The 26,330-nt window shown below is 66.6% G+C and carries 18 protein-coding genes; 6 read left to right on the top strand and 12 right to left on the bottom strand.

All coding sequences use genetic code 11. The features are described from left to right. Positions 1 to 6: 6 nt before the first annotated feature. Both BM275_RS09255 and BM275_RS09250 read right to left on the bottom strand, forming a co-directional pair. Entirely contained in the window at positions 7 to 2,283 is a 2,277-nt protein-coding gene (locus BM275_RS09255; protein WP_090520761.1) for an ABC transporter permease subunit, read from the bottom strand. Between the two features lie 201 nt (positions 2,284 to 2,484). Further along, positions 2,485 to 3,453 carry a PstS family phosphate ABC transporter substrate-binding protein gene (locus BM275_RS09250; protein WP_090520760.1) on the bottom strand — a complete coding sequence of 323 codons (969 nt, stop codon included), beginning with the start codon at positions 3,451 to 3,453 and terminating at the stop codon, positions 2,485 to 2,487. 222 nt (positions 3,454 to 3,675) lie between these two features. On the opposite strand from BM275_RS09250, the gene BM275_RS09245 reads away from it, so the two are divergent. After that, positions 3,676 to 4,077, top strand: a complete 402-nt coding sequence (locus BM275_RS09245; protein ID WP_003303235.1) for an acyl-CoA thioesterase — start codon at positions 3,676 to 3,678, stop codon at positions 4,075 to 4,077. A gap of 8 nt (positions 4,078 to 4,085) precedes the next feature. On the opposite strand, the gene BM275_RS09240 is transcribed toward BM275_RS09245, so the two are convergent. Then, on the bottom strand, positions 4,086 to 5,300 hold the full coding sequence (locus BM275_RS09240) for a GGDEF domain-containing protein (RefSeq protein WP_090520758.1): 1,215 nt from the start codon (positions 5,298 to 5,300) through the stop codon (positions 4,086 to 4,088). A gap of 165 nt (positions 5,301 to 5,465) precedes the next feature. Between BM275_RS09240 and BM275_RS09235 the strand changes: the two genes are divergently transcribed. Next, complete coding sequence (locus BM275_RS09235) at positions 5,466 to 6,374, top strand: AEC family transporter (RefSeq protein ID WP_090521175.1); 909 nt, start codon at positions 5,466 to 5,468, stop codon at positions 6,372 to 6,374. Here BM275_RS09235 and BM275_RS09230 read toward each other — a convergent pair whose 3' ends face one another. The 4 genes from BM275_RS09230 to recC all read right to left on the bottom strand — a co-directional run bounded on the left by BM275_RS09230 (position 6,375) and on the right by recC (position 15,780). Beyond that, a complete protein-coding gene (locus tag BM275_RS09230) occupies positions 6,375 to 6,818 on the bottom strand; it encodes a hypothetical protein (protein ID WP_023443983.1) in 444 nt (147 codons plus the stop codon). Between the two features lie 130 nt (positions 6,819 to 6,948). Beyond that, positions 6,949 to 8,799, bottom strand: a complete 1,851-nt coding sequence (recD, locus tag BM275_RS09225; protein WP_090520756.1) for an exodeoxyribonuclease V subunit alpha — start codon at positions 8,797 to 8,799, stop codon at positions 6,949 to 6,951. A gap of 136 nt (positions 8,800 to 8,935) precedes the next feature. Beyond that, a complete protein-coding gene (recB, locus tag BM275_RS09220) occupies positions 8,936 to 12,484 on the bottom strand; it encodes an exodeoxyribonuclease V subunit beta (RefSeq protein ID WP_090520754.1) in 3,549 nt (1,182 codons plus the stop codon). Then, positions 12,481 to 15,780: an exodeoxyribonuclease V subunit gamma gene (recC, locus tag BM275_RS09215; RefSeq protein ID WP_090520751.1), complete on the bottom strand. Its 3,300-nt coding sequence runs from the start codon at positions 15,778 to 15,780 to the stop codon at positions 12,481 to 12,483. The genes recB and recC overlap by 4 nt, the downstream gene beginning before the upstream one ends. A gap of 226 nt (positions 15,781 to 16,006) precedes the next feature. Between recC and BM275_RS09210 the strand changes: the two genes are divergently transcribed. Further along, positions 16,007 to 16,903 (top strand): cache domain-containing protein, encoded by an 897-nt coding sequence (locus tag BM275_RS09210; protein WP_090520749.1) that lies wholly within the window; start codon positions 16,007 to 16,009, stop codon positions 16,901 to 16,903. Positions 16,904 to 17,043: 140 nt separating this feature from the next. Then, positions 17,044 to 18,729 carry a Na/Pi cotransporter family protein gene (locus tag BM275_RS09205; protein ID WP_090520747.1) on the top strand — a complete coding sequence of 562 codons (1,686 nt, stop codon included), beginning with the start codon at positions 17,044 to 17,046 and terminating at the stop codon, positions 18,727 to 18,729. 16 nt (positions 18,730 to 18,745) lie between these two features. Here the strand turns inward: BM275_RS09205 and BM275_RS09200 are convergent, their stop codons facing one another. From BM275_RS09200 to BM275_RS09180, 5 genes are all read right to left on the bottom strand, one after another. Then, positions 18,746 to 19,768: an AbrB family transcriptional regulator gene (locus BM275_RS09200; protein ID WP_090520745.1), complete on the bottom strand. Its 1,023-nt coding sequence runs from the start codon at positions 19,766 to 19,768 to the stop codon at positions 18,746 to 18,748. Position 19,769: 1 nt separating this feature from the next. Next, on the bottom strand, positions 19,770 to 21,284 hold the full coding sequence (locus BM275_RS09195; protein WP_041015074.1) for a tripartite tricarboxylate transporter permease: 1,515 nt from the start codon (positions 21,282 to 21,284) through the stop codon (positions 19,770 to 19,772). A 1-nt stretch (position 21,285) separates the two neighbouring features. Continuing rightward, a complete protein-coding gene (locus tag BM275_RS09190) occupies positions 21,286 to 21,729 on the bottom strand; it encodes a tripartite tricarboxylate transporter TctB family protein (RefSeq protein WP_023443992.1) in 444 nt (147 codons plus the stop codon). Positions 21,730 to 21,807: 78 nt separating this feature from the next. Next, positions 21,808 to 22,782, bottom strand: a complete 975-nt coding sequence (locus BM275_RS09185) for a Bug family tripartite tricarboxylate transporter substrate binding protein (protein ID WP_090520743.1) — start codon at positions 22,780 to 22,782, stop codon at positions 21,808 to 21,810. Positions 22,783 to 22,809: 27 nt separating this feature from the next. Continuing rightward, positions 22,810 to 24,072: an OprD family porin gene (locus BM275_RS09180; protein ID WP_090520741.1), complete on the bottom strand. Its 1,263-nt coding sequence runs from the start codon at positions 24,070 to 24,072 to the stop codon at positions 22,810 to 22,812. Between the two features lie 181 nt (positions 24,073 to 24,253). Here BM275_RS09180 and BM275_RS09175 point away from each other — a divergent pair, with 181 nt between their 5' ends. Together BM275_RS09175 and BM275_RS09170 are read left to right on the top strand one after the other, a co-directional pair. Further along, on the top strand, positions 24,254 to 24,925 hold the full coding sequence (locus BM275_RS09175; protein WP_014818677.1) for a response regulator: 672 nt from the start codon (positions 24,254 to 24,256) through the stop codon (positions 24,923 to 24,925). Beyond that, positions 24,918 to 26,318 (top strand): sensor histidine kinase, encoded by a 1,401-nt coding sequence (locus BM275_RS09170; protein ID WP_090520740.1) that lies wholly within the window; start codon positions 24,918 to 24,920, stop codon positions 26,316 to 26,318. The genes BM275_RS09175 and BM275_RS09170 overlap by 8 nt, the downstream gene beginning before the upstream one ends. Positions 26,319 to 26,330 lie beyond the last annotated feature (12 nt).

The following is a 26,330-nucleotide window of genomic DNA, read 5'->3' as shown; positions in this document are numbered from 1 at the left end:
TCTTTGCTACAGGCTGGCGTACTTGCGGCGCAGGCGCTGACGGATAACTTCAGCCAGGGTGTTCATCACAAAGGTGAACATCAGCAGCACCATCGCGGCGAGGAACAGCACGCGGTAATGCGTTCCACCTACTTCCGACTCCGGCATCTCCACTGCCACGTTGGCCGCCAGGGTGCGCATGCCTTCGAAGATGTTGGCCTCCATGATCGGCGTGTTGCCGGTGGCCATCAGCACGATCATGGTTTCGCCCACGGCCCGGCCCATGCCGATCATCAGCGCGGAGAAGATGCCAGGGCTGGCGGTCAGCAGCACCACGCGGGTGAGCGTCTGCCAGGGCGTGGCACCGAGCGCCAGGGAGCCCAGGGTGAGGCTCTTGGGCACGCTGAACACGGCGTCTTCGGCGATCGAATAGATGGTCGGGATCACCGCAAAGCCCATTGCCAGTCCGATCACCAGAGCGTTGCGCTGATCGAACGGAATACCCAGATCGTTGGACAGCCAATGACGCATGTCGCCATCGAACAGCCAGTTCTCCAAGTGACCGCTGGCGGCAATCGAGCCCCATCCAACCAGCAGGATCACAGGAATCAGCAGCACGGCTTCCCAGCCATCCGGAACGCTAAGCCGCAGACGCTCAGGCAGCCGACTCCAGGCCCAGCTGGCGAGTAGAACGCCGATCGGCGTCAACAGCAGCAGGCTGAAGGTGCCCGGCAAGTGGTTCTCCAGGAAGGGAGCCAGGAACAGGCCGGCGAAGAACCCGAGAATCACCGTCGGCAGCGCTTCCATCAGTTCGATGACCGGCTTGACCTTGCGACGCAACGTAGGCGCCATGAAGTAGGCGGTGTAGAAAGCCGCGCAGATCGCCAGCGGTGCGGCCAGGAGCATCGCGTAGAAGGCAGCCTTGAGCGTGCCGAAGGCGAGCGGCGAGAGACTCAGCTTGGGTTCGAAATCACCGTTTGCCGAAGTGGACTGCCAGACGTAATCCGGTTCCGGATAGCTCTCGTACCAGACTTTGCCCCACAGCGCGCTCCAGGAGATCTCCGGGTGCGGGTTGTCGATGACGAAGCGCTGCAGCTGGTCACCCGATTCCACCAGCAAGCGGGTGGCACGCGGTGACATCGCGGCAACAGCGGCGCCGTCAGCCACCTGTTCAGTCAATAGGGTGCGATGGGCCGTGCTATGGAAGATGCCCAAAGTGCCATCGCTGTCGAGGGCGAGGAAACCTTTACGTCGCTCCTCCGGAAGGATCTGCCTGACCGGCTGATCGGCCAGCTTGAAGTTGCGTACGTTCTTCAGCTCCGCCTGGCCATCGTCCCCGCGCACCATGAACCACTGGCCGATGCCACCGGAAGAGTCGCCGACCATCAGCGATATGCCACCGAGCAGCGAGGCTACCGTGGTGATTTCACCCGTGCCACCGAGCAGCTTGTAGCGGCCATTGAGTTGCTTGCGGCGCAGGTCGAAGACATCGACACTGGCCCGCCCGCTTACGGCGAACATCCACATGTGACGCGGGTCGATGCGCAACGCCTTGATCGGCTCCGATAGCTGGGGGAGCTCCATGCGCTCCTCTTCCAGCGTGACTTCGCCAGTCATCAGGTTTTCGCTTGAGGCGATCTTCAACGCGTGCAGCGCCACGTCGCTTGCCCCGGCGACCATAAGCGTGTCGCCGTTCAGGCTGATGGCGGCGTGCTCGATTGGCCGACCTAGCGGGTCCAGGTTCAGCGGTTCTTCACCAAAGGGGTAGTCCAACTGAGGCGTGATGGTTTTCTTACCGTCCGGATAGCTGACCTTGTAGTTGTGTTCGATAACCAGGACCTGGCCGTTGCTCAGGCCCAGCACCATGCGGCGGTTGCCTGGCGTGTCCTGGCCGACCGAAACAATCCGGCTGTCCGCTGGCAATGGCAGCTCGACGCTGCGTATAGCCTCGCCGGTTTTCACGCTGAAGAAGCGCACAGTGGCATCGCTGCCCAGGCGCATCGCAACCTGATTCTGCTCTTCCATGGCCAGGAGCAGCGGTTCGCCAGCACCGGCCAGCCAGGCAGGCTGTTGCGCGTCGCGCGCGTCCAGCTCGGCGCCCTGAAACATGGGCGTCACGACCTGAGCAAGATAAAAGAAGATCAGGCAGATCGCGCCGAGCACGGCGAGACCACCAATGGAGACATACCAGCGCGCCAAGTTATCTTTCAGCGCACGGATGCGACGTTTGCGCTGCAGAGCCGGGGTGTTGAAGTCCAGCCGTTGCACATCGGAATTCGCGCTCATGGTCTCTATATCGTTCATGCGAAGGTCCTGGCCGCTCGGGCCGCTTAACTGCGCTGCTTGGCGCGAGTCGTTTCCAGGCTTGATGGCCGGTCGGTCGCTAATTTAATGCAGCCGTGTGACAGAAAAATTACAGCCGGGTGACACGACGACGCCCGCCAGCGCATTAGCGTGGCGGGCGTCGGCTCAGCTCGTAGCTTGCGCCACGAGCCAGGCCTGGTCTCAGTTGAGGCCCAGGTCCTTCAGCGTCTTGTCGACGACTTTCTTCGGCAGCGGGATGTAGCCATCCTTGACCACGACTTCCTGGCCCTGCTTGGAAAGCACCAGCTTGAGGAACTCGGCATCGATCGGGCTCAGCGGCTTGTTCGGCGCCTTGTTGACGTAGACGTAGAAGAAGCGCGCCAGCGGGAACTTGCCAGCCAAAGCGTTCTCTTCGTTGGCCTCGAAAGCCTCGCCACCCTTGGACAGCGGCACGGCACGGACGCTGGAGGTCTTGTAGCCGATGCCCGAGTAACCGATGGCGTTCAGGGTGCTGGAGATCGACTGCACCACCGAGGCGGAACCCGGCTGCTCGTTGACGTTGGACTTGAAGTCACCCTTGCACAGGGCTTCTTCCTTGAAGTAACCGTAGGTGCCGGATACCGAGTTACGGCCGAACAGCTGAATCGGCTTGCCGCCCCACTCGCCCGTCAGACCAACGTCTCCCCAGGTTTTGATGTCCTTCTCGCCACCGCACAGGCGGGTGCTGGAGAAGATCGCGTCGACCTGCTCGATGTCCAGCGACTTGATCGGGTTGTCCTTGTGCACGAACACCGCCAGGGCGTCGATGGCCACCGGCACTTCGGTCGGCTTGTAGCCATACTTCTCTTCGAAGGCCTGGATCTCGTTGTCCTTCATCGGGCGGCTCATCGGGCCCATGTTGGAGGTGCCTTCGGTCAGAGCGGGCGGCGCGGTGGAGGAGCCGGCAGCCTGAATCTGGATGTTGACGTTCGGATAGCTGCGCTTGAATTCCTCAGCCCACAGGGTCATCAGGTTGGCCAGGGAGTCCGAACCGACACTGGACAGGTTGCCGGAAACACCGGAAGTCTTCTGGTAGCTCGGCAGCGCCGGGTCCACAGCAGCGACCGCGCTCGCGGCGCCAACGCCAGCGGCTACAAAGGTCAGGGCCGCCATCAAACGATTCAGTTTCATACCTTGCTCCTAGCAGGTGTGTGCTCGAGTGTGTTGGAACGGGGGCCAGTATCTGCAGGCCGTGTGAACACTCTATGAAGCAAGTGTGACAATCTGATTACCAAGCGCACCGTTGACCTGGTTCGGTCGCTGTAGCGCAACACAGCCGCTATACTCGCGCCGTCGCCCGTGCCAGAGCGGGCATTTCGCGCCAGAACAACAACGCGCCGCGAGTCCGACCGAATGAAAGAATACGAACAGGAAGATCCGATCCCGCAGGGCGACCTGGCCCTGCAGCTCACCGCATTGCCGCGGGAAACCAATGGTTTTGGCGATATCTATGGCGGTTGGCTGGTGTCGCAGATGGATCTGGCCGGCACCGCGATGGCAAGCCGCGTGGCCGCCGGCCGTGTCGCCACGGTCTCCATCGATCGCATGGCGTTCATGGTTCCGGTAGCGGTTGGCGCGCAGCTGTCCTTCTATACCCAGACGCTGGAGGTCGGGCGCAGCTCGATCCGCATGCTGGTGGAAGTCTGGAGCGACGATCCGCTGTCCAGCGAGTGGCGCAAGGTCACCGAAGCCGTCTTCGTATTCGTCGCCATCGACGGCAGCGGCCGCACCCGCTCGGTGCCGCCGCGCCGCTAAGCCATCCGCTAGTGAGGCTGTGGCTCGGGTCGCAGTAGCCCGGCCGCGACGGCAAAGCGATTCTTGCCACCACTCTTGGCCTGATACAGCGCGGTATCGGCGCAGTGATAGAGCTGCTCGGCCTGCTGGCCGTCCTGCAACGTGGCGATCCCGATACTGACACCCACCCGCGCCGCCGGATCATGCGGATGCCTGATATCCAGCGCGGTCAGCGCGTTGATCACCTGACGGGCAATGCGCTGTGCAGCGGCGTTGTCGCAGTTGTACAGCAGCAGTGCGAACTCCTCACCGCCAACCCGTGCCGCCTCGTCCAGCGGGCGCCGCGCGAAGCCGGCGAGCAGCTCGCCGAAGGCGCGGATCAGTGCATCGCCGGCCGGATGGCCGAAGGTGTCGTTATAGGCCTTGAAATCATCCAGATCGAGCAGCAGAAGGCTCAGCGGGCGCCGGTCTCGGCGGGCCTGGGCGATCCGCTGGGGCAGCGCGCGATCATGACTGCGCCGGTTGGCCAGACCGCTGAGCGCGTCGTGCTCGGCGACCCAGCCCAGCAGTTGGCGGGTGAGGAACTGGTCGCGCTGCGAGTACTCATGAACATAGCGACTGATCGCGCCGATGATCAGCAACAGCAGGTAGTAGCTGACGGCGATCCAGTGTTCCGGCATCTGCTCGGCCGACAGGATCAGGCTAGCCATGCACACATCGGCCAGCACGATCAGCACCGCGCACAGCAGCGCCCACCAGAACGTCACGCCGAGAAAGAAGAACGACGCGACGATCAGCAGCCCGGCGCCATAACGGAAATTCAGCTCCGCATCGAGCGTTTCGAAGCGGATGTCGATCAGCGCGGCCAGCATGCCGACCATCACCAGCAGCACCGGAAATATGCGGTTGGCCTGCGCGCGAAACCTGCGGCTGTAGAAGGTCAGCACCAGCACGACGACGCCCGGCAGAATCTGCAGGAGGCGCAACAGCGTCAGCGTTGTCAGCCAGCCGGTATCGGCAAGATCGAACAACCGGTGTTCGCAATACAGATATCCACCGACCGCGAAGATCAACAGCAGGGCGGCGAGGCGTTGCGATAGTCGCGCATGACGATCCAGATAGCGCCGAAACTCCCTCTCCAGCTCCGGCGCGAAGCGCAGCAGACGGAACCCGCCATGCAACTGCCGGCCATAAGGCGTATCGCGGAAGTCCTCGGTAGAGGCCTGGGGGGGTATGTGGCGCATCGGAAGCTCGCAGGTTCGATGCGCGATGATATCACCAAGCCACCACGCAACAGACAACCGTCCGACCGACGTAGCACCGCTGCCGCCACGCCAGCTCGAAGATGAGGGTTGCACTGGAGGATGGCAGCATCGAAGATCGCGCTACATGCACTGTTGGATGTATCCGTGACCGCCCTGCTACTCGCCCTCTGGCCCCTGTTCGCCCTTATCGTCGCCGGCTATTTCCTGCGCCTGCGCGCCTTTCCCAGTGCCGAATTCTGGCCCGGCGCCGAGCGCATCAACTACTTCATCCTATTTCCCGCCCTGCTGTTCAGCAGCCTGGCCACAGCGCCGCTGGATAACCCAGCACTGCCGCGCCTGGCCGGTGCCGTGATGCTCGGCCTGGGCCTGGCCTGGATAGGGCTGCTGATCGCCAAGCGGTTGCGCGGCTGGTCTGCCGGCCGCTTCGGCGCCATCACCCAGGGCGTGCTGCGCTTCAACACCTACCTCGGCCTGGCCGCGGTGGGCAGCCTGTTCGGCAAGGAAGGTCTGGCGTTGGCTGCGCTGATGCTGGCGCTGATGGTGCCGACGGTGAACGTGATGTCGGTGTGGGCGCTGACCGCCGAGCGCGGCGTCAGCGTGCGCGGTCTGCTGCTGCCCATCGCAAAGAACCCGCTAATTCTCGCCTGTGTCGCTGGCGCGCTGGTCAATCTGTCGGGCCTGGGTCTGCCCGGCGGCACCGACCGCCTACTGAGTCTGCTCGCCGCCGCCAGCCTGCCGTTGGGCCTGCTCTGCGTCGGCGCGGCGCTCAAACCCCAGGAGCTGGGCGGGGAAATCCCGGCGCTGGGCTGGAACAGCGCGGTGCGCCTGCTGGCCGTGCCGCTACTGGCCTACGGCGTGGCGGTGGTGCTCGGCCTGCCCGATATGGAAACCACGATCCTGGTGCTGTTCTTCGCCCTGCCCACCGCCCCCACTGCCTACGTGCTCACCCGCCAGCTCGGCGGCGACAGCCATCTGATGGCGGGCATCATCACCTTGCAGACCCTGCTCGCGGCGGCCAGCCTGCCGCTGGTGCTGACGCTGCTCAACGGCTGATCAGCGCGCGACCTGCCCGCGTAGCAGACGCAGCAGCATCAGCGCCATGCCGACACCCAGCGCGCCGAGCACCAGCAGCGGGCCGAGATAACCGAGGGCGTCCTGCAGCCAACCGAGCAGCAGGTGCAGCCATTCGGTGTGCAACGAGGCTTCGACTGCAACGTAACCGCCCTGCTCCCAGATCTGGTAGGCGGCGTACAGCGGAATTAGCGTCAGCGGCAGCAGGATCAGGCACAGCCAGTAGCCGCTGCGCCGGTACGCACCCAGCAGCCCCCATGGCAGGTAAGCAGCACGAATCAGCTGGAAGAAGCAGACGATGTAATAGACCACCAGCAGCAGGGCGAAACCGCTGGCCACGGACGGCGCGAGCCAGAGTTCACGCAGCGCCGCGGTGCTGATGAACAGGCTGAGCGCGCCCCATAGCAGAAGAAAGAAGGTTCTCATCGCAAGTCCCGATGTCGGCTTTTGGCGAAAGCGCATCGGAACAGAATTCCGAGCGCCATACGCACAACCGCTTCACGAAACAGGCGGCGATGAGCAGCGATCATGCCGGCTTCGAGCAGGCGCGCACGGTTTAGAACAGGCTGAGCTGATCGCTTTTTGGCTCATCTGGCTTGGCCGCCGGCACTTCCTCTGTGGCTCTGGTCTGAGCGCTGGGGAGGGCCAACCGTTCGGCCAATCCTGCGGCGCGCTCGGCGCGTGTATTGACCGCTTCGGCCAGCCGCGCCGGCAGCGCCCAGATCTCCACCTTGCGCTTGGCGCGGGTGATGCCCGTGTAGAACAGCGAGCGCGTCAGCAGCGGGCTGGGCTGTTCCGGCAACGCCAGCAGCACCTCGGTGAACTCTGAGCCCTGGCTCTTGTGCACGGTCATGGCGAAGGCGCTGTCATGACTCGGCAACCGTGCCGGGGCAAAGCCGCGATAGCCCTCGTCGCCCTCGAAGAACACCCGCAGGCCCTGCTCGGTTTTCAGACACAAGCCGATATCGCCGTTGAACAGGCCCAGGGCGTAGTCGTTCTGCCGGACCATCACCGCGCGGCCGGGGTACCAGCGTTCGCGGGCGGGCACACCGAGGCGACGCTTGAAGCGCGCTTCCAGCGCCTCGTTGATGCCAGTGACGCCAAAGGCGCCTTCGCGCTGGGCAGTCAGCGCCCGGAAACCGTTGAAGGCCTCGAACGCCGCGCCTGGATCGCCCTGCCGCGCGGCCTGCAGGTAGCCGCCGTAACCCTGCTCCAGCCGCTCGATCAAGGCGGTCGGGCTGGGCGCCGCGTTCCAGGCGAGATCCGCACGACCTTCCTGCAGCAGCGCGACGGTGCCTTTCGCATCGCCAGCGTTGATCCGCCGCGCCAGCTCGCCGATGCCGCTGTCGCCGGCGAAGCGGTGGCTGTGGGTGAGCAGCACCACCGCATCGCCGAGGCGCGAGCGCGGCGTCTCGACCGGTACGGCCTGCCCGGTAATGCGTTGCAGATCGGTCGCGGCCTGACTATCGAAACCGCGACCCTCACAAAGCTCGGCGAACACCGCACCGGCTTCCACGGCGGCCAGCTGATCCTTGTCGCCGAGCAGGATCAAGCGCGCCTTGGGCGGTAGCGCTGCAACCAGCTTGGCCATCAGTGCCAGATCGACCATCGACGCTTCGTCCACGACCAGTACGTCCAGTGCCAGCGGATTGGCCGCGTCATGGCGCACCTTCGGGCTATCGCCGCGGCTGCCGAGCAGGCGGTGCAGTGTGCGCGCCTCGTCCGGCAGAGCGTCCTTGACGGCATCACTGACCGGCAGATCGGCCTTGGCGTTGCGGATCGCTTCGGCCATGCGCGCAGCAGCCTTGCCGGTAGGTGCCGCGAGGCCGATGGCCAGGCGTTCGCCGCCAGGCTGCTCGAGCAACGCCGCCAGCAGGCGTACCACGGTGGTGGTCTTGCCGGTGCCGGGGCCGCCGGAGATTACTGCCAAGCGACGGCGTACCGCCTGAGCCGCGGCGAGGCGCTGCCAATCGGGGCTTTGCTGATTGAAGGCGAACAACCGCGCCAGGCTTTCGCTCAGCTGCGCTTCATCGACATCCGGTGCGTCCGCTGCGCGAGTCAGCAGCTGTTCGGCCAGTTGCTCCTCGTAGGCCTGGTACCGGGCCAGATAGAGCCTGTCGCCAACGAGGATCAGCGGCGCGTAATCATCAGATGTGCCGATCAGAGGCGAGGCCTCCAGTTGTGCGCGCCAGGTTGCGAGCGGCGGCAGGCTGAGGTCGACCTCTGGCCAGGGGCGCTTGCCAGCGAAGCGTTGGAGCGGAAGGCAGACGTCTCCGGACGCCAGGGCTTCACAGCAGAGCGCCGCAGCGAGCAGCACCGTTTCGGGGGTATCCGGCTCGAGGCGCTGCAGACTGGCGATGAAGGCGCGCTCCAGTGGGCCTAACGGAAGCTCGAATAGATTCGTCATCGTGGCGACCTCGATCCAGCAGAAACCCGCTTGCTGGCAGTACTCGTTCCGGCACCGCGGATCGCCAGCAAGCTGGCTCCTACACAAGCGGGCGATTGCCCTTCGCGAGATAGGACTCCTGCGAATATGAGGCGCATCATTTGCCCTCCTCGAACAACCGATCCAACGCATCGAGCAAGACATCATCCGGCCTCGCGAAATACACCCCGGCATCCGGCATGCCGCGCAGGAACAGGTAGAAGGCGCCGCCGAGCTGCTCGTCTTGAAAATCCGCCAGCCGCTGGCGCAGGAAGCGGCGCAGCGCCACCAGATAGATCAGGTATTGCAGGTAGTAATGCTCGCCTGCCAGCGCCTGCAGCAGCCGTTCGCCGCCGTAGTAGCTGGCATCCGGCCCAAGCCAGTTGGATTTGTAGTCGGCGATATACCAGCGGCCGTGGTGCTCGAAGGTCAGGTCGATAAAGCCCTTGAGAAAGCCCTTGAGGCTGTCGAACTCCAACCGTGCCGCCGCTTCGCGCAGCGGTTCAGCAAGGCCGTTGGCCGGATCGACCAGCAGGCTGCGCAGCCGCGCCACATCCAGGTTCTGCACCGGAAAGGTAAAGCCCAGCTCCGGCAGCCGTCTGCCAGACTGCAACGCCGCAAGCGTCAGGCCGGCGCCATCCATATCGGTGTCGAGCACCTTTTGCAGATGGCTGATGGCGATTTCCTTCCACTCCAGCGGCAGACCGTAGGCCTGCAAAGCGGGTTCGACCAGCGCCTCCAGCTCGCCTTTGCCTCGCGCCCAGTCTTCGAGAATCGCGTGCAGGCAGGTTCCGGCGCGCGCGCCACGGGGAAAGGCAAAAAAGCCGCTGCCCGGCTCCCCGGCATCGGGCATGGCCAGGGCGTCGCGGTCGGGCGCTTCCATGTGCATGCCGGCCGCAAGACCGGAGAAGCTGCCGATGCGCCAGGCGCTGTGCAGGCTGCGATTGAGCTGCGACAGCTGCTGAGGCGGCACGGCGCGGCCGGGACCCTGGGCACTGGCTTCGCGCGACTCCAGCGGCAGGCAGGCCATATGGCCGTCGCTCCCCTGCACCAGTCGTTCGATGGCCAGGCGAAGGCTGCGGCCGTTGAGATCGGCCAGATGATTGCCCAGTTCACTCAACGGTTGCTCGCCAGGCAGTTCGCGGCCGTGTAGCAGCCAAGCCAGGGCGCTGCTGTGCAGACCTTCGTCCGCTAGGCTGCCATCCTTTTTGGGTTTGCAGAGATTGACAGGCCCCCAGTGCAACCAGAGCCGGTCGCGCGCGCGAGTCAGGGCGACATAGGCCAGGCGCAGCTGCTCGGCGAATACTTCTTCCCGGGCACGTTCGAGGTTGTCCTCCAGCTCGCCGCTGCCCAGGTCCAGCAGCGGCTGGCCATCGGCGTCGTGGCAACGGGCGCTATCGCGGTTCTTGCCGAGCAGTTTGCCGTCCCACAGGAAGGGGCAGAATACCAGCGGATATTCCAGGCCCTTGCTGGTGTGAATGGTGACGATCTGCACCCGTTCGGCATCGCTTTCCAGGCGCAGCAGGGCTTCTTCGCCGGCGCCTTCGCTGCCGCGCTGCAGGTTGAACCAAGCGAGCAGCGGCTCAAGACCCGGGCGCAGCAGGCTTTCGGCTTGCAACAGTTCACCCAGGTGCAGGAGGTTGGTCAGCCGACGTTCGCCATCGACACGCGCCAGCAGCCGTTCGGCCACCGCCTGCTCGTCGAGCCAGGCACGGAACACGCGCATGAAACCCTGCTGCTGCCAGAGCTGGTGATAGCGCTCGGCGGCCTCGCGCTCGGCGTCCCACTGCTGCTGATCGTCCTGGCAGCGGGCGAGATCGGCGGCGCTGCGGCCCAGCAGCCGCGTGGCCAGCGCATAGCGCAGCAGGCCTTCACGACCGGGCTCGGCATAAGCGGCAAGCACCGCGGCCAGCTCACCGGCCTCCTCGCTGCGCCAGACGCTGTCGCGCCCTCGGCGCACGCTGGGCACACCACGTGCGGCCAGTTCATCGGCGATCATCCCGGCCTGCCGGTGGTTGGCGACCAGCACGGCAATGTCGCCACCTTTCAGAGGGGTGAACACGCCGTCCTTTTCGAAACCAGCATGGCCCTCCGCAGCGCCTGCCAGTTGCAGGGCGATACGCCGTGCGGTGTCGCTCGCCGCCAGCTGTGCAGCTTCGCCCTTGCCAAGCGGATCGTCGCCAAGCCAGACCAGCGACAGCGGCGCCGCCTCGCCCTCCTCCACCAGCCGCAAGCTCGCACGCGGCTTGTCGGCCGCGCCTACTGCTGGATAGCGCAGATCAGGTTGGGCGAACGGCTGTGGATGATCGAACAGCTGGTTCAAGACGGCGATCAGCTCGGGCGTCGAGCGGTAATTGGTCGGCAGGTTGAAGGGCTCGCGATCGGCCTGCTGCTTGGCCGTCATATAGGTTGCAAGGTCCGCGCCGCGGAAGGCGTAGATCGCCTGTTTGGGATCGCCCACAAAACACAGCGACGCCTCGCCCCCCCTGGCGTAGATGCGGTTGAAGATGGCGTACTGGATCGGGTCGGTGTCCTGGAACTCGTCGATCAACGCCAGCGGATAGGTGGCACGCAGCGAGGCCGCCAGGTCTTCGCCGACCGGCCCTTGCAGCGCTTGATCCAGACGATTGAGCAAGTCATCGAAGGCCAACAGCCGCTGCGCCGCCTTGCGCTCGGGCAGCTCACGGTTGAGCCGCTCCAGCAGCGCCACCTGCAGGGCGATCAGCCGCTGCTTGCCGGCGGGCAATGCGTCTGCCACTTGATCGGCCAGCTCGTCCAGTGCATGGGCCAGCTCGCAGACCGGCGCGTCGTGGCCCTTCTTGCACGCTTTGGTCAGCGCGCGGACACCGAACTTGGCCGCGCCCTCGGGCAGGTCGAACATCACGGCCGGATCGGCGAAATAGGCATCCAAATCCATCTGCCAGGGCGCAAATTTGATGCTTTTGTGGGTGCTCTGGCTGAGTCCACCATGGGCCAGCAGCTCGGCGACCCAGGCGCTGCCCGCTCTTTTCCATAAATCAGCGGCTCGCTGCCAGGCGGCTTCTACCGGGCGCAGATCAGCGGCGACCGGCGCGCCCTGCGGCTCCACCCGCAGATAGGGCTTGCCCAGGTGACTGCGCAAGCGCTGACGTAACCACAGCGGCGTGATCCGGCTCTTCGCCAGAAAGCGCGCCCAAGCCGGATCAGCATCAGCCAATTCGCTGCGCCAGGCGTCGGCCAGCAGCGCGTCGATGATCTCGCGGTCATCGGCGGTCAGCTCGCTGTCGAAATCGCCACCGGCCTCGAAAGCCGCGTCCTGCAGGGCGCGCTGGCAGAAGCCGTGGATGGTGAAGATCGCCGCCTCGTCGAAGCCGTGCACGGCCAACAGCAGGCGGCGTCGCGAGGCTTCGTCCGGGTAGCGCGCATGCAGGCGGTTGAGGAAGTCATCGGCGCTCGGCGTGCCGTCGTATACGGCCAGCAAGTCGGCCAGCCTTGCACGGATGCGCTCGCGTAGCTCAGCCGTCGCCGCGGTGGTGTAGGTGACCACCAGAATCTGCCCCACCGACAGCTGCCGCTCCACCAGCAGACGGGCGTAGAGCGCGGTGAGCGTCCAGGTCTTGCCGGTGCCGGCGCTAGCCTCGATCAGCGAGCGGCCGTCGAAGGGCGAGTCGAGCAGGTCGAGTTTCATGCTTCCTCCTCGTCTTCAGCCAGGGCGTCGAGTGCCGGGCCGATCAGTTCCTGAGCCAGGCTTTCGAAACGCTCGTTCAGCGGATCGCGGTCGCGAAAGGCCAATCTGTTCCAGGGGTCTTCGGACTCGGCGGCGATGGGGCTGAACTCCGCACCCAGCCAGGCTTCGCGGGCGCGCTTGCGGCCACAGTCGAGCGGCTCGCTGCCGCGGGCCGGCTTGCGATAGCCCCTGGCGAAGGCATGGCTGCTGCGTGGCAGCAACGGCAGCGGCTCGCGGATCGCACAGCGATAGGCGGCGAGCCAGGGTTCCAGCAGTTTCGCAGCATTGGTCAGCGGCCCCAGCTGCCAGTCACCAGCGGGCGATAGCATCAGGCTGTTGCGCTCGATGCCGGGCGTGGCGGAGAGGTTGAGCAGCAGATGGCGCAGCCAGAACGGCGGCAGATCCCACTCGCCGAGGCGGCCGAGCTTCCAGCCGAACAGCCCGGCCGGGGTCACGCCGTCGAGCCAGCCATGCACGCGCACGCCGGCCAGGGTGATGTCCACCGGTAGCGGCTCGGGCACGTCGTCCGGGCGCAGTTCGAACAGGCGCGGCGCAAAGGCACGCACCGGGCCGCGCAACTTGCCCCACAGCGCCTGGCCCAGTTCGCCGGTGGGCAGCCAGCCGGCGGCACAGGCCATGCGGCGTTCGTCTTCATCACTCCAGCCGTGCTCCATGGCCTGCAGCGATAGACGCCGCAGGCCATTCCAGGCCGGCATCTCCAGATCGAAGGGCTCGTCACTGGCGAGCGATTCCTGGTCGTCGGCCAGACGCAAACCAAGGCGCTGTTCGAGCAGGAAGCGCGCCGGATGGCGAAAGCACTGCAACAGCTGCGACGGCTCGATGGTCAGCCAGGCCTCGTCAGGCTCGGCGAGAAGGCTGGCGAACGGCTGCGGCTGGGTCTGCGGTGGCTCGGCCAGACGCCCGGCGGCGCGAAACCAGGGCGAGGAGAAACCGGCGCAGAGCCCGTCGCCGAAATTGCGCGGCGAGAACGGCTGCAGCGGGTGGGCGACGAGAATTTTCTGGCTGGCGGTCTTGGGTGCGGACTCGCCTGTATGCTCGGAAGCCTGCGCAACGGGCAGCATGGCGGTCATGTCCACTGCCTCCAGCACTTCGCTGAGCAGCACCGACGGCGGCAGCACAGCGTTGTCGCGCGGGTCGCGGCCGACATAGGACAGGTACAACGCCTCGCGCGCCGAAAGCAGGGTTTCCAGCAGCAGGTAGCGATCATCCAGCCGCCGGGCACGGTCGCCGCGGCGCGGATGCCGGCCGATCAGATCGAAGCCCGACGGCGGTGTGCGCCGCGGGAAGGCCCCGTCGTCCAGCCCGAGCAGGCAGACCACGCGGAACGGCAAGCTGCGCATCGGCACCATGGTGCAGAAGGTCACCGCACCGGTAAGAAAGCCCGAGGCGCCGCCGCCCTGCTGCAAGGCGGCGCTGAGCTGCTGGTGCACCAGTTCCAGCTCGATGGGTCGCGCCAGGTCGGCGGCCTGGGCCTGATCGCGCAACGCCGCGCAGGCCTGGGACAGCAAGAGCAGCGTGTCGCCGGCTTCGCGCTCGTCGAACAGGGTGTCGATCAGCACCTGCAGGTCGTCCGCCCATTCGCCCAACAGACGCGGCCGCGCCAGCTGGTCGGCCAGCGTGCCGAGCCGCTCGACGAACTCCACCAGCCGCCCCAGCAACTGCCCGCGTGCCCCTTCCAGGGCATCCAATGGCCAGTGCTCGCCGAGCAGTGGCGCGTGGTTGCCAGCCAGTTGTGGCGGCGCAGCAAAACCCAGCAGCAGTCGGTCCAGCCCCTGGCGCCAGGTAAAGGCCGATTCGTCCGGCAGCCCCAGGCGAACGCGCTGGCTACCGTCGCGGCCCCAGCGCACACCGGCCTCCCGCAACCAGTCGCGCAGCAGCGGTAGGTCTTCGCTTTCGATCCCGGCACGCCGGGCGATGGCCGGCTGTTCCAGCCAGGCGAGGATTTCCTCGGCGGCGAAACGACTCTGCGCCAGCATCAGCAATTCAAGGAAGGCCTCGATCAGCGGCATCTCGGCGCGCAGGCTGCGGTCAGCGAGGCTGTAGGGTATCCGCGGGCTGCCCTCGCGCGGCGCGAACACGGCTTCGATAAAGGGCGCGTAGCGCTCGATATCAGGGGTCAGCACCACCACCTGATCGGGCGTCAGCGCCGGGTTGGCAGCGAAGCGCGCCAGCAACTGGTCATGCAGGATTTCCACCTCGCGCAACGGCGAATGGGCGATATGCACTTCCAGCGAGCGGTCGTCCTCGGCCAGGGTGATGCGCTCATCGGGCTGTCGGGTACGCAGGCGCAGGATGTCGTTCTGCAGGGCGTGCAGCAGGCTGTCGTCGCGCAGGTCTTCGTCTTCGGAATACAGGCCGAACTCCTGGCTGCCCTCGCTGGCGGTCAGGCTGAACAGGGAATCGAAGAAGTCCCGTCCCTGCTTGCCGAGACTCGCCAGCAGCGGATGGCCAACGTCGAGATACCAGTCATCAGCGCCGCTCTCGGGCTGGCGCGCCAATTCACGAATATCGCGAATCTCGCCCCAGACTTCGCGGCTCGGGTTAAGCGCGCAGACCACCACGTCGATATGCCGCGCCAGCCCATCGAGCACGCGCAGGTGGTGCGGTGGCAGGCTGCTGATGCCGAACACCAGCAGGCGCTCGGGCAGGCCGGGCAAGGGTTCGTCGCTGTAGAGCCGCTGCAGCAGATCGTCGAGCAGCCGGGCGCGGTGCGGATGGCCGTCCTTGGTCAGCTCGCGCCAGAGCAGCGCCTGCCAGGCTTCGTCCGGACCGAGATCGAAGGTTTCGCCACGCTCCCAGGCTGCCAGCCAGTCGTCGCGATAGAGCAGGTATTGGTCGAACACGTCGGCGATCTTCGCCGCCAGCGACAGCCGCCGGCGCTCATCGCCGCCGTCGAGATACTGCGCCAGACGCTGCGCCAGCTCGAGATTGGTTGGCTCGCAAAGCCAGCCATAGAGCCGCCAGGTCAGGGTAGTCGGGGAAAACGCCGACTGCTCGGGCAGGCTGCCAAGCACCGTGCGGCTCAGGTCCCAGACGAACTTGGCCGGCAGCTGAATCTCCAGCTGCATGGCGATGCCCTGCTTGCGTGCCAGCTCAAGCGTCAGCCAGCGCCCCATGCCCTGGCTTGGCACCACCACCAGCGCCGGGGCGAAGGGGTCGGCGAGCGGCTGGGCAAGCAGGCGCGTGGCCAGTTCGCCGAGGGTTTCCAGATCAGGGGCATGGTAGAGGCTGAGCATGAGTGCACCGCGTGAACAGAAGTCGCTAGGTTACAGGCCGCTCTGCAGCGGAGCGAGCCGTGCACTTGAGTCTGTATCCCGGTTGCGACAACTCGTGTCGCGGCGAATCTCCTCCTTTCGCCCTGTCCTTTTGCTCCTCTCGACCAATATCAATTCCGCTGCTGCTGCCTAGCATGGGGATACGGGGCGGCCGCTTAGTCGCCCGCCATCAGGTCAGGAGTCGTTCATGAACCGGAACCGCAAGAAGCTGCTCGCCCTTTCCCTATCCGCCACGCTGGGCGCCGTGCCGCTGCTTCTGCACGCACAGGAGCCAGCCCAGCAGCGAACGCTCGGCTCGGTGGAGCGCAGCCACGCCAGCCAGGCCCGCGGCCTGCTCGACCAGGCCGTGCTGACCTTCCAGGCCAAGGGCCCGGAGCAGGCACTGGCCGCCTTCAACGACCGCAACGGTGAATTCGTCCACGGCCAGTACTACATCTTCGTGCTCGGCGCGGACGGCACCATGCAGGCCAGCAGCGGCCCTTCCGCCAGCCTGGTCGGACTGAACGTCGCTGAACTCAAGGATGCCGCCGGCAAATCCTTTATGCGTGAAATCCTCGACAAGTCGGCCAAGCAGGACAGCGGCGAAGTCGAGTACCAGTGGCTCAACCCGGCCGACAACAAGGTCGAGAACAAGATCAGCCAGTTCCGCAAGATCGGCGACCACGTGCTCTGCGTTGGTTACTACATCCCGCGTGCCACCGCCGAGCACGCCAAGGCGCTGCTCGACCGCGCCGTGCAGCAGGTCAAGGACAAGGGTGCCGAGGCCGCCTTCCGCAACTTCAACGACCCGCGTGGAGGCTTCGTCTTCAACGACGAGTACGTCTTCGCCATCGGCCTGGATGACGGTCGCTACCGCGCCAGCGGCAGCTCGCCGAACCTGGTGGGTGTCGATGTGCGCAACGTCAACGATGCCGCCGGCAAGCCGCTGTTCAAGGAGATGATCGAACTGGCCCGCAAGCAGGGCTCCGGCAGCGTCGACTACGTCTGGCGCAACCCCGCGACCAACGCGGTCGAGCAGAAGCACACGCTGATCCAGCGCGTCGACGACGTACTGCTCGGTGTCGGCTACTACACCCGCCCCTGAGGATCGGGCGAAACGGGCTTTATGACGTTTCGGTGAACGGGGCCGGCGGGCCAGGGTCAATCGAGTATCCCCGGTAAAGCGCTGCGTCCTTGCGACGCAGGCTTTCGTCGTTGTTGCTCGCCGGGGCAGGAGCCCGACCGATGCTGACCCTGTTGCACCTGCTGTCGTCCATTGCCCTGCTGGTCTGGGGTACGCATATCGTGCGTACCGGGATCATGCGGGTGTATGGCTCGCACCTGCGACGGGCGCTCGGCCAGAGCATGGGCAACGCGCCGCTGGCTTTCGGTGCCGGCATCAGCGTCACCGCGCTGGTGCAGAGCAGCAATGCCACCGCGCTGCTGGCCATCTCCTTTGTCGCCCAGGGTCTGATGGCGCTGCCCACGGCGCTGGCAATCATGCTCGGCGCGGATGTCGGCACTGCGCTGATGGCCCGCGTGCTGACCCTCGATCTTTCCTGGCTGTCGCCGCTGCTGACGCTGCTCGGCGTCTGCCTGTTCCTCTCGCGCAAACAGACCCGCGTCGGCCAGATCGGCCGCGTGCTGATCGGCCTCGGCCTGATCATTCTCGCCCTGCAGTTGATCGTGCACGCCGCCGAGCCGATCACCGAGGCGCGCGGCATGCAGGTGCTGTTCTCCTCGCTGGCCGGCGACACCCTGCTCGCGGTGCTGGTGGGTGCGCTATTCGCCGTGCTGTCGTATTCCAGCCTCGCCGCCGTACTGCTGACCTCGACGCTGGCCGGTGCGGGCCTGATCAGCCTGCCGGTGGCGCTGGGCCTGGTGATCGGCGCCAACATCGGCAGCGGCCTGCTCGCCTGGTTCAACGCCAGCCTGCAGCCGGCTTCGGCACGCCGCGTGGCGCTGGGCAACCTGCTGTACAAGCTGGCCGGGCTCATCGTGCTGCCGTTTCTCAGCATGCTGGTGGCCTGGATGGACACCCTGGGTGTCAGCGCACAGACCCAGGTGATCGGCTTTCACCTGATCTACAACAGCCTGCGCTGCGTGATCCTGCTTCCCACCGTGAAGCCGATGGCGCAGTTGTGTGAATACCTGCTGCCGGAGCGTGCGCTGGACAACGGCGTGGCGCATCCTCGGCATCTCGACCCCGCCGCGCTGGATACGCCGAGCCTGGCGCTGGCCAATGCGGTCCGCGAAACCCTGCGCATCGGCGACATGGTGGAGCTGATGCTGGCGCGGCTGCTGGAGGTGCTGCGCGAAGACCGACCGGAGCCCGGCGACGAGATTCGCCGCCTGGACGATGACGTCGACGCGCTCTACAGCGGCGTGAAGCTCTACCTGGCGCAGATGCCGCGCGAAGACCTCGCCGAGCAGGAGGGCCAGCGCTGGGCGGAGATCATCGAGCTGGCGATCAACCTGGAACAGGCCGGCGACATCATCGAGCACATGGTGAGCAAGGTGCAGAACCTGAAGACGTCCAAGCGTCGCTCCTTCTCCGACAGCGGCCTGGAGGAGCTCGGCCAGCTGCATGCCCAGCTGAGCACCAACCTGCGGCTGGGGTTGTCGGTTTTCATCTCCGGCGACTCCCATAGCGCCCGCCAGCTGCTGCAACAGAAGCGCCAGTTCCGCAAGCTGGAGCGCGAACTGGCGCACTCCCACGTGCAGCGCCTGCACCAGCAGGTGGTGGAAAGCATCGAGACCAGCGCAGCGCACCTGGAGCTGATCGCCGACATGAAGCGCCTCAATTCACTGTTCTGCAGCGCCGCCTATCCGGCGCTGGAAGGCCCCGGCGGCAACAAGGCGCGCACAGCCGGCGAAGCGCCACGGGAGGTGATATCCGGAGAGCCTCACCTGCCGGGACGGCCGGCCTGATCCAGGGCCACTTCGGTCAGCAAGCGTGGCGTTGCCAGAGGCGAAACAACGGCTCGGCGAGAAACATCACCAGAAACAGCCTGAGCACCTGCACAGCGGTGACCAGCGCCACCGACAGCTGCAGCGCTTCCGCGGTAAGGCACAGCTCGGTAATGCCGCCGGGCATCATGCCGAGCATCAGCGACACCTCGTCCAGCGCGGTCATCCACCCCAGCGCGCCGCCCAGTGCGGCAGCGAACAGCATCGCCAGCAGGGTGAACAGCAGAATGCGCAGCAGGAACGCCGGCGCGCTGCGAAAGAACGGCCGGTCGAAATGACAGGCCAGTGAGCAGCCGATCAACCACTGGCCGAGCGCGCCGGCCCAGCCCGGCAGGCCGATGTGCAGATCGAACGCCACACTGGCCAGCGCGCAGGCGGTCAGCGGGCCGAGCATCCAGGGGTTGGGCTGGCCGAGACGCTTCCAGAGCAGCGCCAGCAGACCGCCGGCCGGCAGCAGCACGGCTAGCCAGGGCCAGCCCACCGGGGCCGCAGGCGGTGCCGCGACCGTCGGCAGGCCCCAGGTGAACAGCGCCGGCACGATCAGCACCACCAGCAGCAGGCGCAGGCTGTGCGCCGCCGCCACGCGCGCAGGTTCAGCCTGGTGCCGGTTGGCCAGCACCACCATTTCGCTGGCGCCACCCGGCATGCTGGCGAAGAACGCAGTGGCGCGGTCGGTGCCGCTGCGCAGCAGGATGAAGAGGCCGATCAGGCCCAGCAGCAGCGTGCCGACCGCACCGGCGAGGATCACGCCGAGATGCGCCAGCACCTGCTGCATGACCTCACTGGTGAAGTGCAGGCCGATGGCGCTGGCGACGATCCATTGCCCGACCTGACGGCCGCGCGGCACCTCGCTCACCAGCCAGCCGCTGCAGCGCACGGCGATCACCGCCAGCAGCGAGCCGATCATCCACGGCAGCGGCCAGTTGGCCAGAGTTGCCAGCCAGCCGCCGAGCGCGCCGATCAGTGGTGTCGCCCACCAGCCCGGCAGCCGCCGATACATGTCAGGCCTGCGCCTCGACCACGTTGCCGCGACGGCGCTTGAGGTACCAGCGCAGCGCCGGCATGCCGAGCATCGCCACGGTCAGCGCCCACAGCGCCAGGGTGATCGGGCTGCCCCAGAGGATGCCCAGCTCACCGTTGGAGATCGACAGCGCACGGCGCAGGTTGTCTTCCATCATCTCGCCGAGCACAAAGCCGAGAATCAGCGCCGACAGCGGGAAGTCCAGCTTGCGCAGCAGGTAGCCGAACACGCCGAGGCCGACCATCAGCACCAGGTCGAAGGTGGTGCTGTGCACCGAATACACGCCGACCATGCTGATCACGGTGATCGCCGGCACCAGCACCCAGTTCGGCACGGCGAGCATGCGCGAGAACAGGCCGACCAGCGGGATGTTCATCACCAGCAGGATCACGTTGCCGATGAACAGCGAAGCGATCAGGCCCCAGACCACGTCCGGCTGCTGTTCGAACAGCAGCGGGCCGGGGGTGATGTTGTACAGCGTCAGCGCGCCGATCATCACCGCGGTGGTGCCCGAACCCGGCACGCCGAGGGTCAGCATGGGGATCAGCGAGCCGCAGGCCGAGGCGTTGTTCGCCGCTTCCGGCGCCGCCAGGCCGCGCAGGTCGCCATCACCGAAGCGACCCTTGTCGCCGGCCATTCGCTTCTCGCTCATGTAGGTCATGGCGCTGGCGATAGTCGCCCCGGCGCCCGGCAGCGTGCCGATGACGAAGCCGGCCACGGCGCTGCGCACCATGGTCCAGAAGGTCAGGCAGAACTCCTTGAAGTTGAACAGCAACCGGCCGCTGGCCTTCACCGCCTTCTGCCCGCTGTGGGTTTTCTCCAGCATCAGCAGGATCTCGCTGACGCTGAAGAAGCCGATCACCACGATGACGAACTGGATGCCGTCGGACAGGCTGACGCTGCCGAAGGTGAAGCGGTAGACGCCGGTAGTGGAATCGACACCGACGGTGGCCAGGGCCAGGCCCATCAGCGCGGCCATCAGCGTCTTCACCGGCTTGTCGCCGACCATGCCGCCAAGGCAGGCGATGGCGAAGATCATCAGCACGAAGTACTCCGCCGGGCCGAAGGCCACCGCCCACTTGGCCAGCAGCGGGGCGAACAGCACCACCCCGCAGGTGGCGATGGTGCTGCCGATAAAGGAGCTGACCGCGGACAGCGACAGCGCGATGCCCGCCTTGCCCTGGCGCGCCAGCGGGTAGCCGTCGAGGGTGGTCATCACCGCGGCGGCATCACCCGGCACGTTGAGCAGGATCGCCGAGATGCGCCCGCCGTATTCGCAGCCCAGGTACACCGCGGCGAGCAGGATCAGTGCGGTCTCCGGCGGCAGGCCGAGGGCGAAGGCCAGCGGCAGCAGCAGCGCCACGCCGTTGATCGGGCCGAGGCCCGGCAGCAGGCCGACCACGGTGCCGACGAAGGCGCCGAACAGCGCCACCAGCAGGTTGGTCGGTCGCGTGGCGACATCGAAGCCCTGCATCAAGAAATTCAGTGTTTCCATTTCAGCTCTCCAGCAGACGCAGCAGGCCAAGCGGCAGCGGCACGTCCAGCAGGTAATCGAACAGCCCGTAGAGCAGCACGCCAAGCAGCGCACCGCTGATCACGCTGGGCCACAGGCGACCGTTGAACAGCAGACCGAGGGCGAAACCGGCCAGGGCGGTGCTGATGACGAAACCCAGGGTTTCGAACAGCAGCGCGTAGGCCAGCAGGGCCAGCACGCACAGCACGGCGCGCTGCGCCTTGGGCCGATCGAACGCCGGCGTCGGCTCACCGTGCGGCTTGAACAGCAGCCACGCCGCACCACACGCCATCAGCAACAGCAGCAGCAGCGGGTAGGCGCGCGGCCCGACCGGGTCGTAGGCAAAGGGCGCCTCGAAGCCCCAGGCGAGCAGGGCGAGGCCGGCGCAGGCGAGCAGCCACGCCGCGGCGAAGACACGTACGTACATGACGGGATACCTCAGGGATTCGGCGACCCGGCAGCTGCCGGGTCGACCGTGCGGCCCGCGAACGCGGGCCGGTTCGCGTTACTTGACCAGGCCGAACTCGCCGGCCAGCGCCTTGTAGTCCTGCACCTGCTTCTTGACGAAGGCTTCCAGCTCATCGCCGGTCATCGACAGCGGGAACAGGTCGCGCTGTTCGCGCAGCTTGGCGAAGTCTTCGTCGGCGAGCAGGGTGTCGAACTGGGTCTTCCACCAGTTGAAGTCCTCGTCAGGCACTTCCGGCCCCATGTAGAAGCCGCGGATCACCGGCCAGCTGATGTCGTAGCCCTGTTCCCTGGCAGTAGGGATGTCGGCCAGCTTGCCCGGCAGACGCTCGTCGGAGAGCACGGCGAGGATGCGGATCTTGCCGGCGTCGAGCTGCGGGGTGACTTCGCCGAGGCCGCTGGAAGTGACCTGCACATGGCCGCCGAGCATGGCGGTGAGCGTTTCGCCGCCGCCCTCGAAGGCGACGTAGCGCAGCTTCTTCGGATCGACACCGGCAGCGCGGGCGATCAGCGCGGTCTGCATCCAGTCCTGGCCGCCGATGGTGGCGCCGGCGCCGAATACCACGCTGCCCGGGTCTTTCTTCACCGCAGCAATCAGCTCGTCGAGGTTCTTGTACGGCGCGTCGGCACGTACCGAAATGGCGCCGTAATCAGTGCCGACCGCGGCGAGCCAGCGCACGGCGCTCTCGTCGTAGCGGCCGAACTTGCCCTGGGCGAGGTTGAGCAGCGAGCCACTGGAGAAGGCGGTGATGGTGCCGGCTTCCGCCGCACGCTGGGCGACCACCGCGTTGTAGGCCACCGCGCCGACGCCGCCGGGCATGTAGGTGACACGCATCGGTGCTTCGAGCAGGCCGCTGTCCTTCAGGCCGCTCTGGGCCAGCTTGCAGGTCAGGTCGAAACCGCCGCCGGGCTTGGCCGGGGCGATGCACTCGGGGCGCTTGGGTTCGGCCAGCAGCTGGCTCGAGAGCAGCAGGCAGGACGACAGCAGGGCGAAACGGCTGAGTCTGGTTTTCATCGGGTAGTCCTCGCGTTCTTGTTCTGTTTACCAGATCGGCAGGCTGTAGCTGACGATCAGACGGTTCTCGTCGGCGTCGCGGGCGAAGTCGGAGCGGTACATCGCGTTGCGCCAGCGCAGCGCGACGTTCTTCAGCGGGCCGCTCTGCACCACGTACTTGAACTCGAAATCGCGTTCCCACTCGCTGCCGTTGTTGCCGCCGCTGTACTCGGCGTTGTCGCCGGAGATGTAGCGGGTCAGGAAGGTCAGCCCGGGGATGCCCATGGCGGCGAAGTTGTAGTCGTAACGCGCCTGCCAGGAGCGCTCGTCGGCATTGGCGAAGTCGTTGATCTGCACGAAGTTGACCAGGAACGGATCACCGCCGTCGATGTAGGCGTAGCCGGTATCGCCGCGCATCTGCTGGTAGCCGACACTGACCTTGTGCCCGCCCAGGCTGTAGCCGAGCATGCCGTTCCAGGCCTGGTTATCGATCTTGCCGGCATTCGCCGCGCCGGTGTCGTCGCTGAGCATCACGCGCAGGTCCGCACTCAGCGCGGAGTTGTCGCTCAGCGGCTTGTTCGCCAGCAGGCCGAAGAAGTGCTGGCGGTACACGTCATCCAGCTCGCCGTAGTAGTAGCGCCCGGTGAGGTTCTCGTTGAAGGCGTATTCGGCACCGGCGAAGGTCAGGTGGTCGGCCTCGGCGGCGCTGGCGAAGCGGCCGTTCTTGTTGTTCAGCTGCAGGTCCTGGGAGTTGGTCGAGGAGCGGTCGATCACCTTGTCCAGGCGGCCGCCGGTCAGGGTCAGGCCGTCGATATCGGTGGAGGTGACGGTAGCGCCCTCGAACACCTGCGGCAGCGTGCGGCTGTCGCTGGCCTTGACTACCGGCGTCTCCGGAATGTGCGAGCCATAGCGCAGTTCGGTCTCGCCGATCTTGGCCTTGGCGGTCAGACCCAGGCGGCTGAACTCGTCCGGCGTGCTGCCATCGTCGTGCACCGGCAGCAGGTCGGTGCCAGCGCGGCCGCCACCGGAATCCAGCTTGACGCCGAGCATGCCCAGGGCATCGAGGCCGACGCCGACGGTGCCTTCGGTGAAGCCCGACTGGACGTCGAGGATGAAGCCCTGGGTCCATTCTTCACGCTTGGACTGGCCGCTGCCTTCGCGGAAATCGCGGTTCAGGTAGATGTTGTGGGTTTGCAGGGTTGCGCTGCTGTCTTCGATGAATGCGGCCTGGGCCATGGGTGCCAGCGAGGCGACGGCAACGGCCAAAGCGAGACGGGCAGGAGCGGGTGAGCGTCTGACGGCAGTCAGCATCGGGGTATCTCCACTATTGTTTTTGTTGTGACGGCGCATGCGCCGCGCGTGGTGGTTCGAGCCACCTGCGAGCGATCCTAGGCGGTCAAGCTTTCGCCAGCCTTTCAGCGCTGAAAGCCAGCAGCGGCGTGAAAGTTCTGCCGCTACACTGGCGCTCCGTCGCCATCGCAGAGGACAGGCAATGCGAATTCTTCTGGTCGAGGACCACCCCCAGCTGGCCGAAAGCGTGGCGCAGGCAATGCGCGCCGCCGGCTGGACCGTGGACCTGCTGCACGATGGCGTCGCCGCCGACCTGGCGCTGGCCAGCGAGGACTACGCGCTGGCGATCCTCGACGTCGGCCTGCCAAGGCTCGACGGCTTTCAGGTGCTGGCGCGCCTGCGCGAGCGCGGCAAGACGCTGCCGGTGCTGATGCTCACCGCGCGCGGCGAGGTCAGTGATCGCGTGCATGGGCTCAACCTCGGCGCCGACGACTACCTGGCCAAGCCGTTCGAACTGTCCGAGCTGGAAGCACGGGTCAAGGCGCTGCTGCGGCGCAGCGTCGGCGGCGGCGAACGCCAGCAGCGTTGCGGCGCGCTGGTCTACGATCTGGATGCGCGGCGCTTCAGCCTGGCCGACGAGCCACTGACGCTGACCTCCCGCGAGCAGGGCGTGCTGGAAGCGCTGATCGCCCGCCCCGGTCGGGTGATGAGCAAGGATCAGCTGGCAGCCCAGGTATTCGGCCTGGACGAGGACGCCAGCGCCGACGCCATCGAGATCTACATCCACCGTCTGCGCAAGAAGCTCGAGGGCCAGCCGGTGCGCATCGTCACCTTCCGCGGCCTCGGCTACCTGCTCGAGGCGCTCGATGGCTGAGGAAGCGCTCGCCGGCAGCCTGCGCGCGCGGCTGCTGCGGCGGCTGGCGATCCTGCTCGCACTGCTGTTGCTGTTCGGCGGCCTGAGCGCCTACTGGAACGGCCGCGCCGCCGCCGATACCGCCTACGACCGCACCCTGCTCGCCTCGGCCCGGGCCATCGCCGATGGCCTGGTCACCCATGAAGGCGTGCTGCGCGCCAACGTGCCCTACGTGGCGCTGGACACCTTTGCCTACGACAGCGCCGGGCGCATCTACTACGGGGTGCTGGACATCCAGGGGCGCCTGGTCAGCGGCTACGAGAACCTGCCGGCGCCCGCTGCCGACGTCCCGCGCACCGACGACTACCCGGCGCTGGCGCGCTTCTACGACGGCGAGTTCCAGGGCCAGGGCGTGCGCCTGGTCAGCCTGCTGCAGCCGGTCAGCGAGCCGGAGGTCAACGGCATCGCCGAGATCCGCGTGGCCGAGACCCTCGGCGCCCGCGAGCGCATGGCGCGCGGTCTGCTGACCGACACCCTGTGGCGCGTCGGCCTGCTGGCGATCGCCGCGCTGGTGCTGGTGTGGCTGGCGGTCAGTGCCGCGCTGCGACCGCTGGGGCAGCTCAGCGAAGCGGTGCAGGAGCGCGCACCGGATGACCTGCGGCCGCTGCCGCTGATCAGCGTGCAACGCGAGCTGAGGCCGCTGGTGGCGGCGCTCAACGGATTCACCGAGCGCCTGCGCGGGCAGTTCGAACGCCAGGCGCGCTTCATCGCCGATGCCTCCCACGAACTGCGCACGCCGCTGGCAGCGCTCAAGGCGCGGATCGAGCTGGGCCTGCGCGAAGCCGAACCGGCGGTCTGGCGCAGCACCCTGGAAGACGCCGGACAGAGCACCGACAAGGTCATCCACCTGGCCAACCAGTTGCTCTCGCTGGCGCGCATCGAAAGCGGCGCGCAATCCATCGCCGAAGGCGGCGCGCAGCGCCTGGACCTGTCGCAGCTGGCCCGCGAGCTGGGCCTGGCGATGGCCGCGCTGGCGCACAAGCGCGGCGTCGCCCTGGCGCTGGAGGCCGAGGCACCGGTATGGATCGACGGCGAGCCGACGCTGATCAGCGAACTGCTGAGCAACCTGCTGGACAACGCGCTGGCGCATACCGGCGACGGCGGCAACGTGGTGCTGCGGGTGCTCGACGGCGCCGTGCTGGAGGTGGAGGACGACGGCCCGGGTATTCCGGCCGCCGAGCGCGATCGCGTCTTCGCGCGCTTCTACCGCCGCGACACCGGCGGCCATGGTGCCGGCCTCGGGCTGGCCATCGTCGGCGAAATCGTCCGCGCCCATCGCGCCGAGATCAGCCTGGATCAGGGCGCTCTCGGCGGCCTGCTGGTGCGGGTGCGTTTCGTACCGGCCGAGAGCTGAGGGGCGGCCGCG

Origin of the sequence: Stutzerimonas kunmingensis, assembly GCF_900114065.1 — a bacterium.
Classification (GTDB): domain Bacteria; phylum Pseudomonadota; class Gammaproteobacteria; order Pseudomonadales; family Pseudomonadaceae; genus Stutzerimonas; species Stutzerimonas kunmingensis.
Note: the sequence above shows the minus strand (reverse complement) of the source record. Positions and strands in the feature narration are given on the sequence as shown.

What these genes read in the sequence shown, in the direction of transcription:
- BM275_RS09190 (WP_023443992.1), bottom strand. Translation starts at nt 21,729, where the DNA reads ATGTACGTACGTGTCTTCGCCGCGGCGTGGCTGCTCGCCTGCGCCGGC.
- recD (WP_090520756.1), bottom strand. Translation starts at nt 8,799, where the DNA reads ATGACGAATCTATTCGAGCTTCCGTTAGGCCCACTGGAGCGCGCCTTC.
- BM275_RS09250 (WP_090520760.1), bottom strand. Translation starts at nt 3,453, where the DNA reads ATGAAACTGAATCGTTTGATGGCGGCCCTGACCTTTGTAGCCGCTGGC.
- BM275_RS09245 (WP_003303235.1), top strand. Translation starts at nt 3,676, where the DNA reads ATGAAAGAATACGAACAGGAAGATCCGATCCCGCAGGGCGACCTGGCC.
- BM275_RS09195 (WP_041015074.1), bottom strand. Translation starts at nt 21,284, where the DNA reads ATGGAAACACTGAATTTCTTGATGCAGGGCTTCGATGTCGCCACGCGA.
- BM275_RS09255 (WP_090520761.1), bottom strand. Translation starts at nt 2,283, where the DNA reads ATGAACGATATAGAGACCATGAGCGCGAATTCCGATGTGCAACGGCTG.
- BM275_RS09210 (WP_090520749.1), top strand. Translation starts at nt 16,007, where the DNA reads ATGAACCGGAACCGCAAGAAGCTGCTCGCCCTTTCCCTATCCGCCACG.
- recB (WP_090520754.1), bottom strand. Translation starts at nt 12,484, where the DNA reads ATGAAACTCGACCTGCTCGACTCGCCCTTCGACGGCCGCTCGCTGATC.
- BM275_RS09205 (WP_090520747.1), top strand. Translation starts at nt 17,044, where the DNA reads ATGCTGACCCTGTTGCACCTGCTGTCGTCCATTGCCCTGCTGGTCTGG.
- BM275_RS09185 (WP_090520743.1), bottom strand. Translation starts at nt 22,782, where the DNA reads ATGAAAACCAGACTCAGCCGTTTCGCCCTGCTGTCGTCCTGCCTGCTG.
- BM275_RS09240 (WP_090520758.1), bottom strand. Translation starts at nt 5,300, where the DNA reads ATGCGCCACATACCCCCCCAGGCCTCTACCGAGGACTTCCGCGATACG.
- BM275_RS09200 (WP_090520745.1), bottom strand. Translation starts at nt 19,768, where the DNA reads ATGTATCGGCGGCTGCCGGGCTGGTGGGCGACACCACTGATCGGCGCG.
- BM275_RS09180 (WP_090520741.1), bottom strand. Translation starts at nt 24,072, where the DNA reads ATGCTGACTGCCGTCAGACGCTCACCCGCTCCTGCCCGTCTCGCTTTG.
- BM275_RS09175 (WP_014818677.1), top strand. Translation starts at nt 24,254, where the DNA reads ATGCGAATTCTTCTGGTCGAGGACCACCCCCAGCTGGCCGAAAGCGTG.
- recC (WP_090520751.1), bottom strand. Translation starts at nt 15,780, where the DNA reads ATGCTCAGCCTCTACCATGCCCCTGATCTGGAAACCCTCGGCGAACTG.
- BM275_RS09170 (WP_090520740.1), top strand. Translation starts at nt 24,918, where the DNA reads ATGGCTGAGGAAGCGCTCGCCGGCAGCCTGCGCGCGCGGCTGCTGCGG.
- BM275_RS09230 (WP_023443983.1), bottom strand. Translation starts at nt 6,818, where the DNA reads ATGAGAACCTTCTTTCTTCTGCTATGGGGCGCGCTCAGCCTGTTCATC.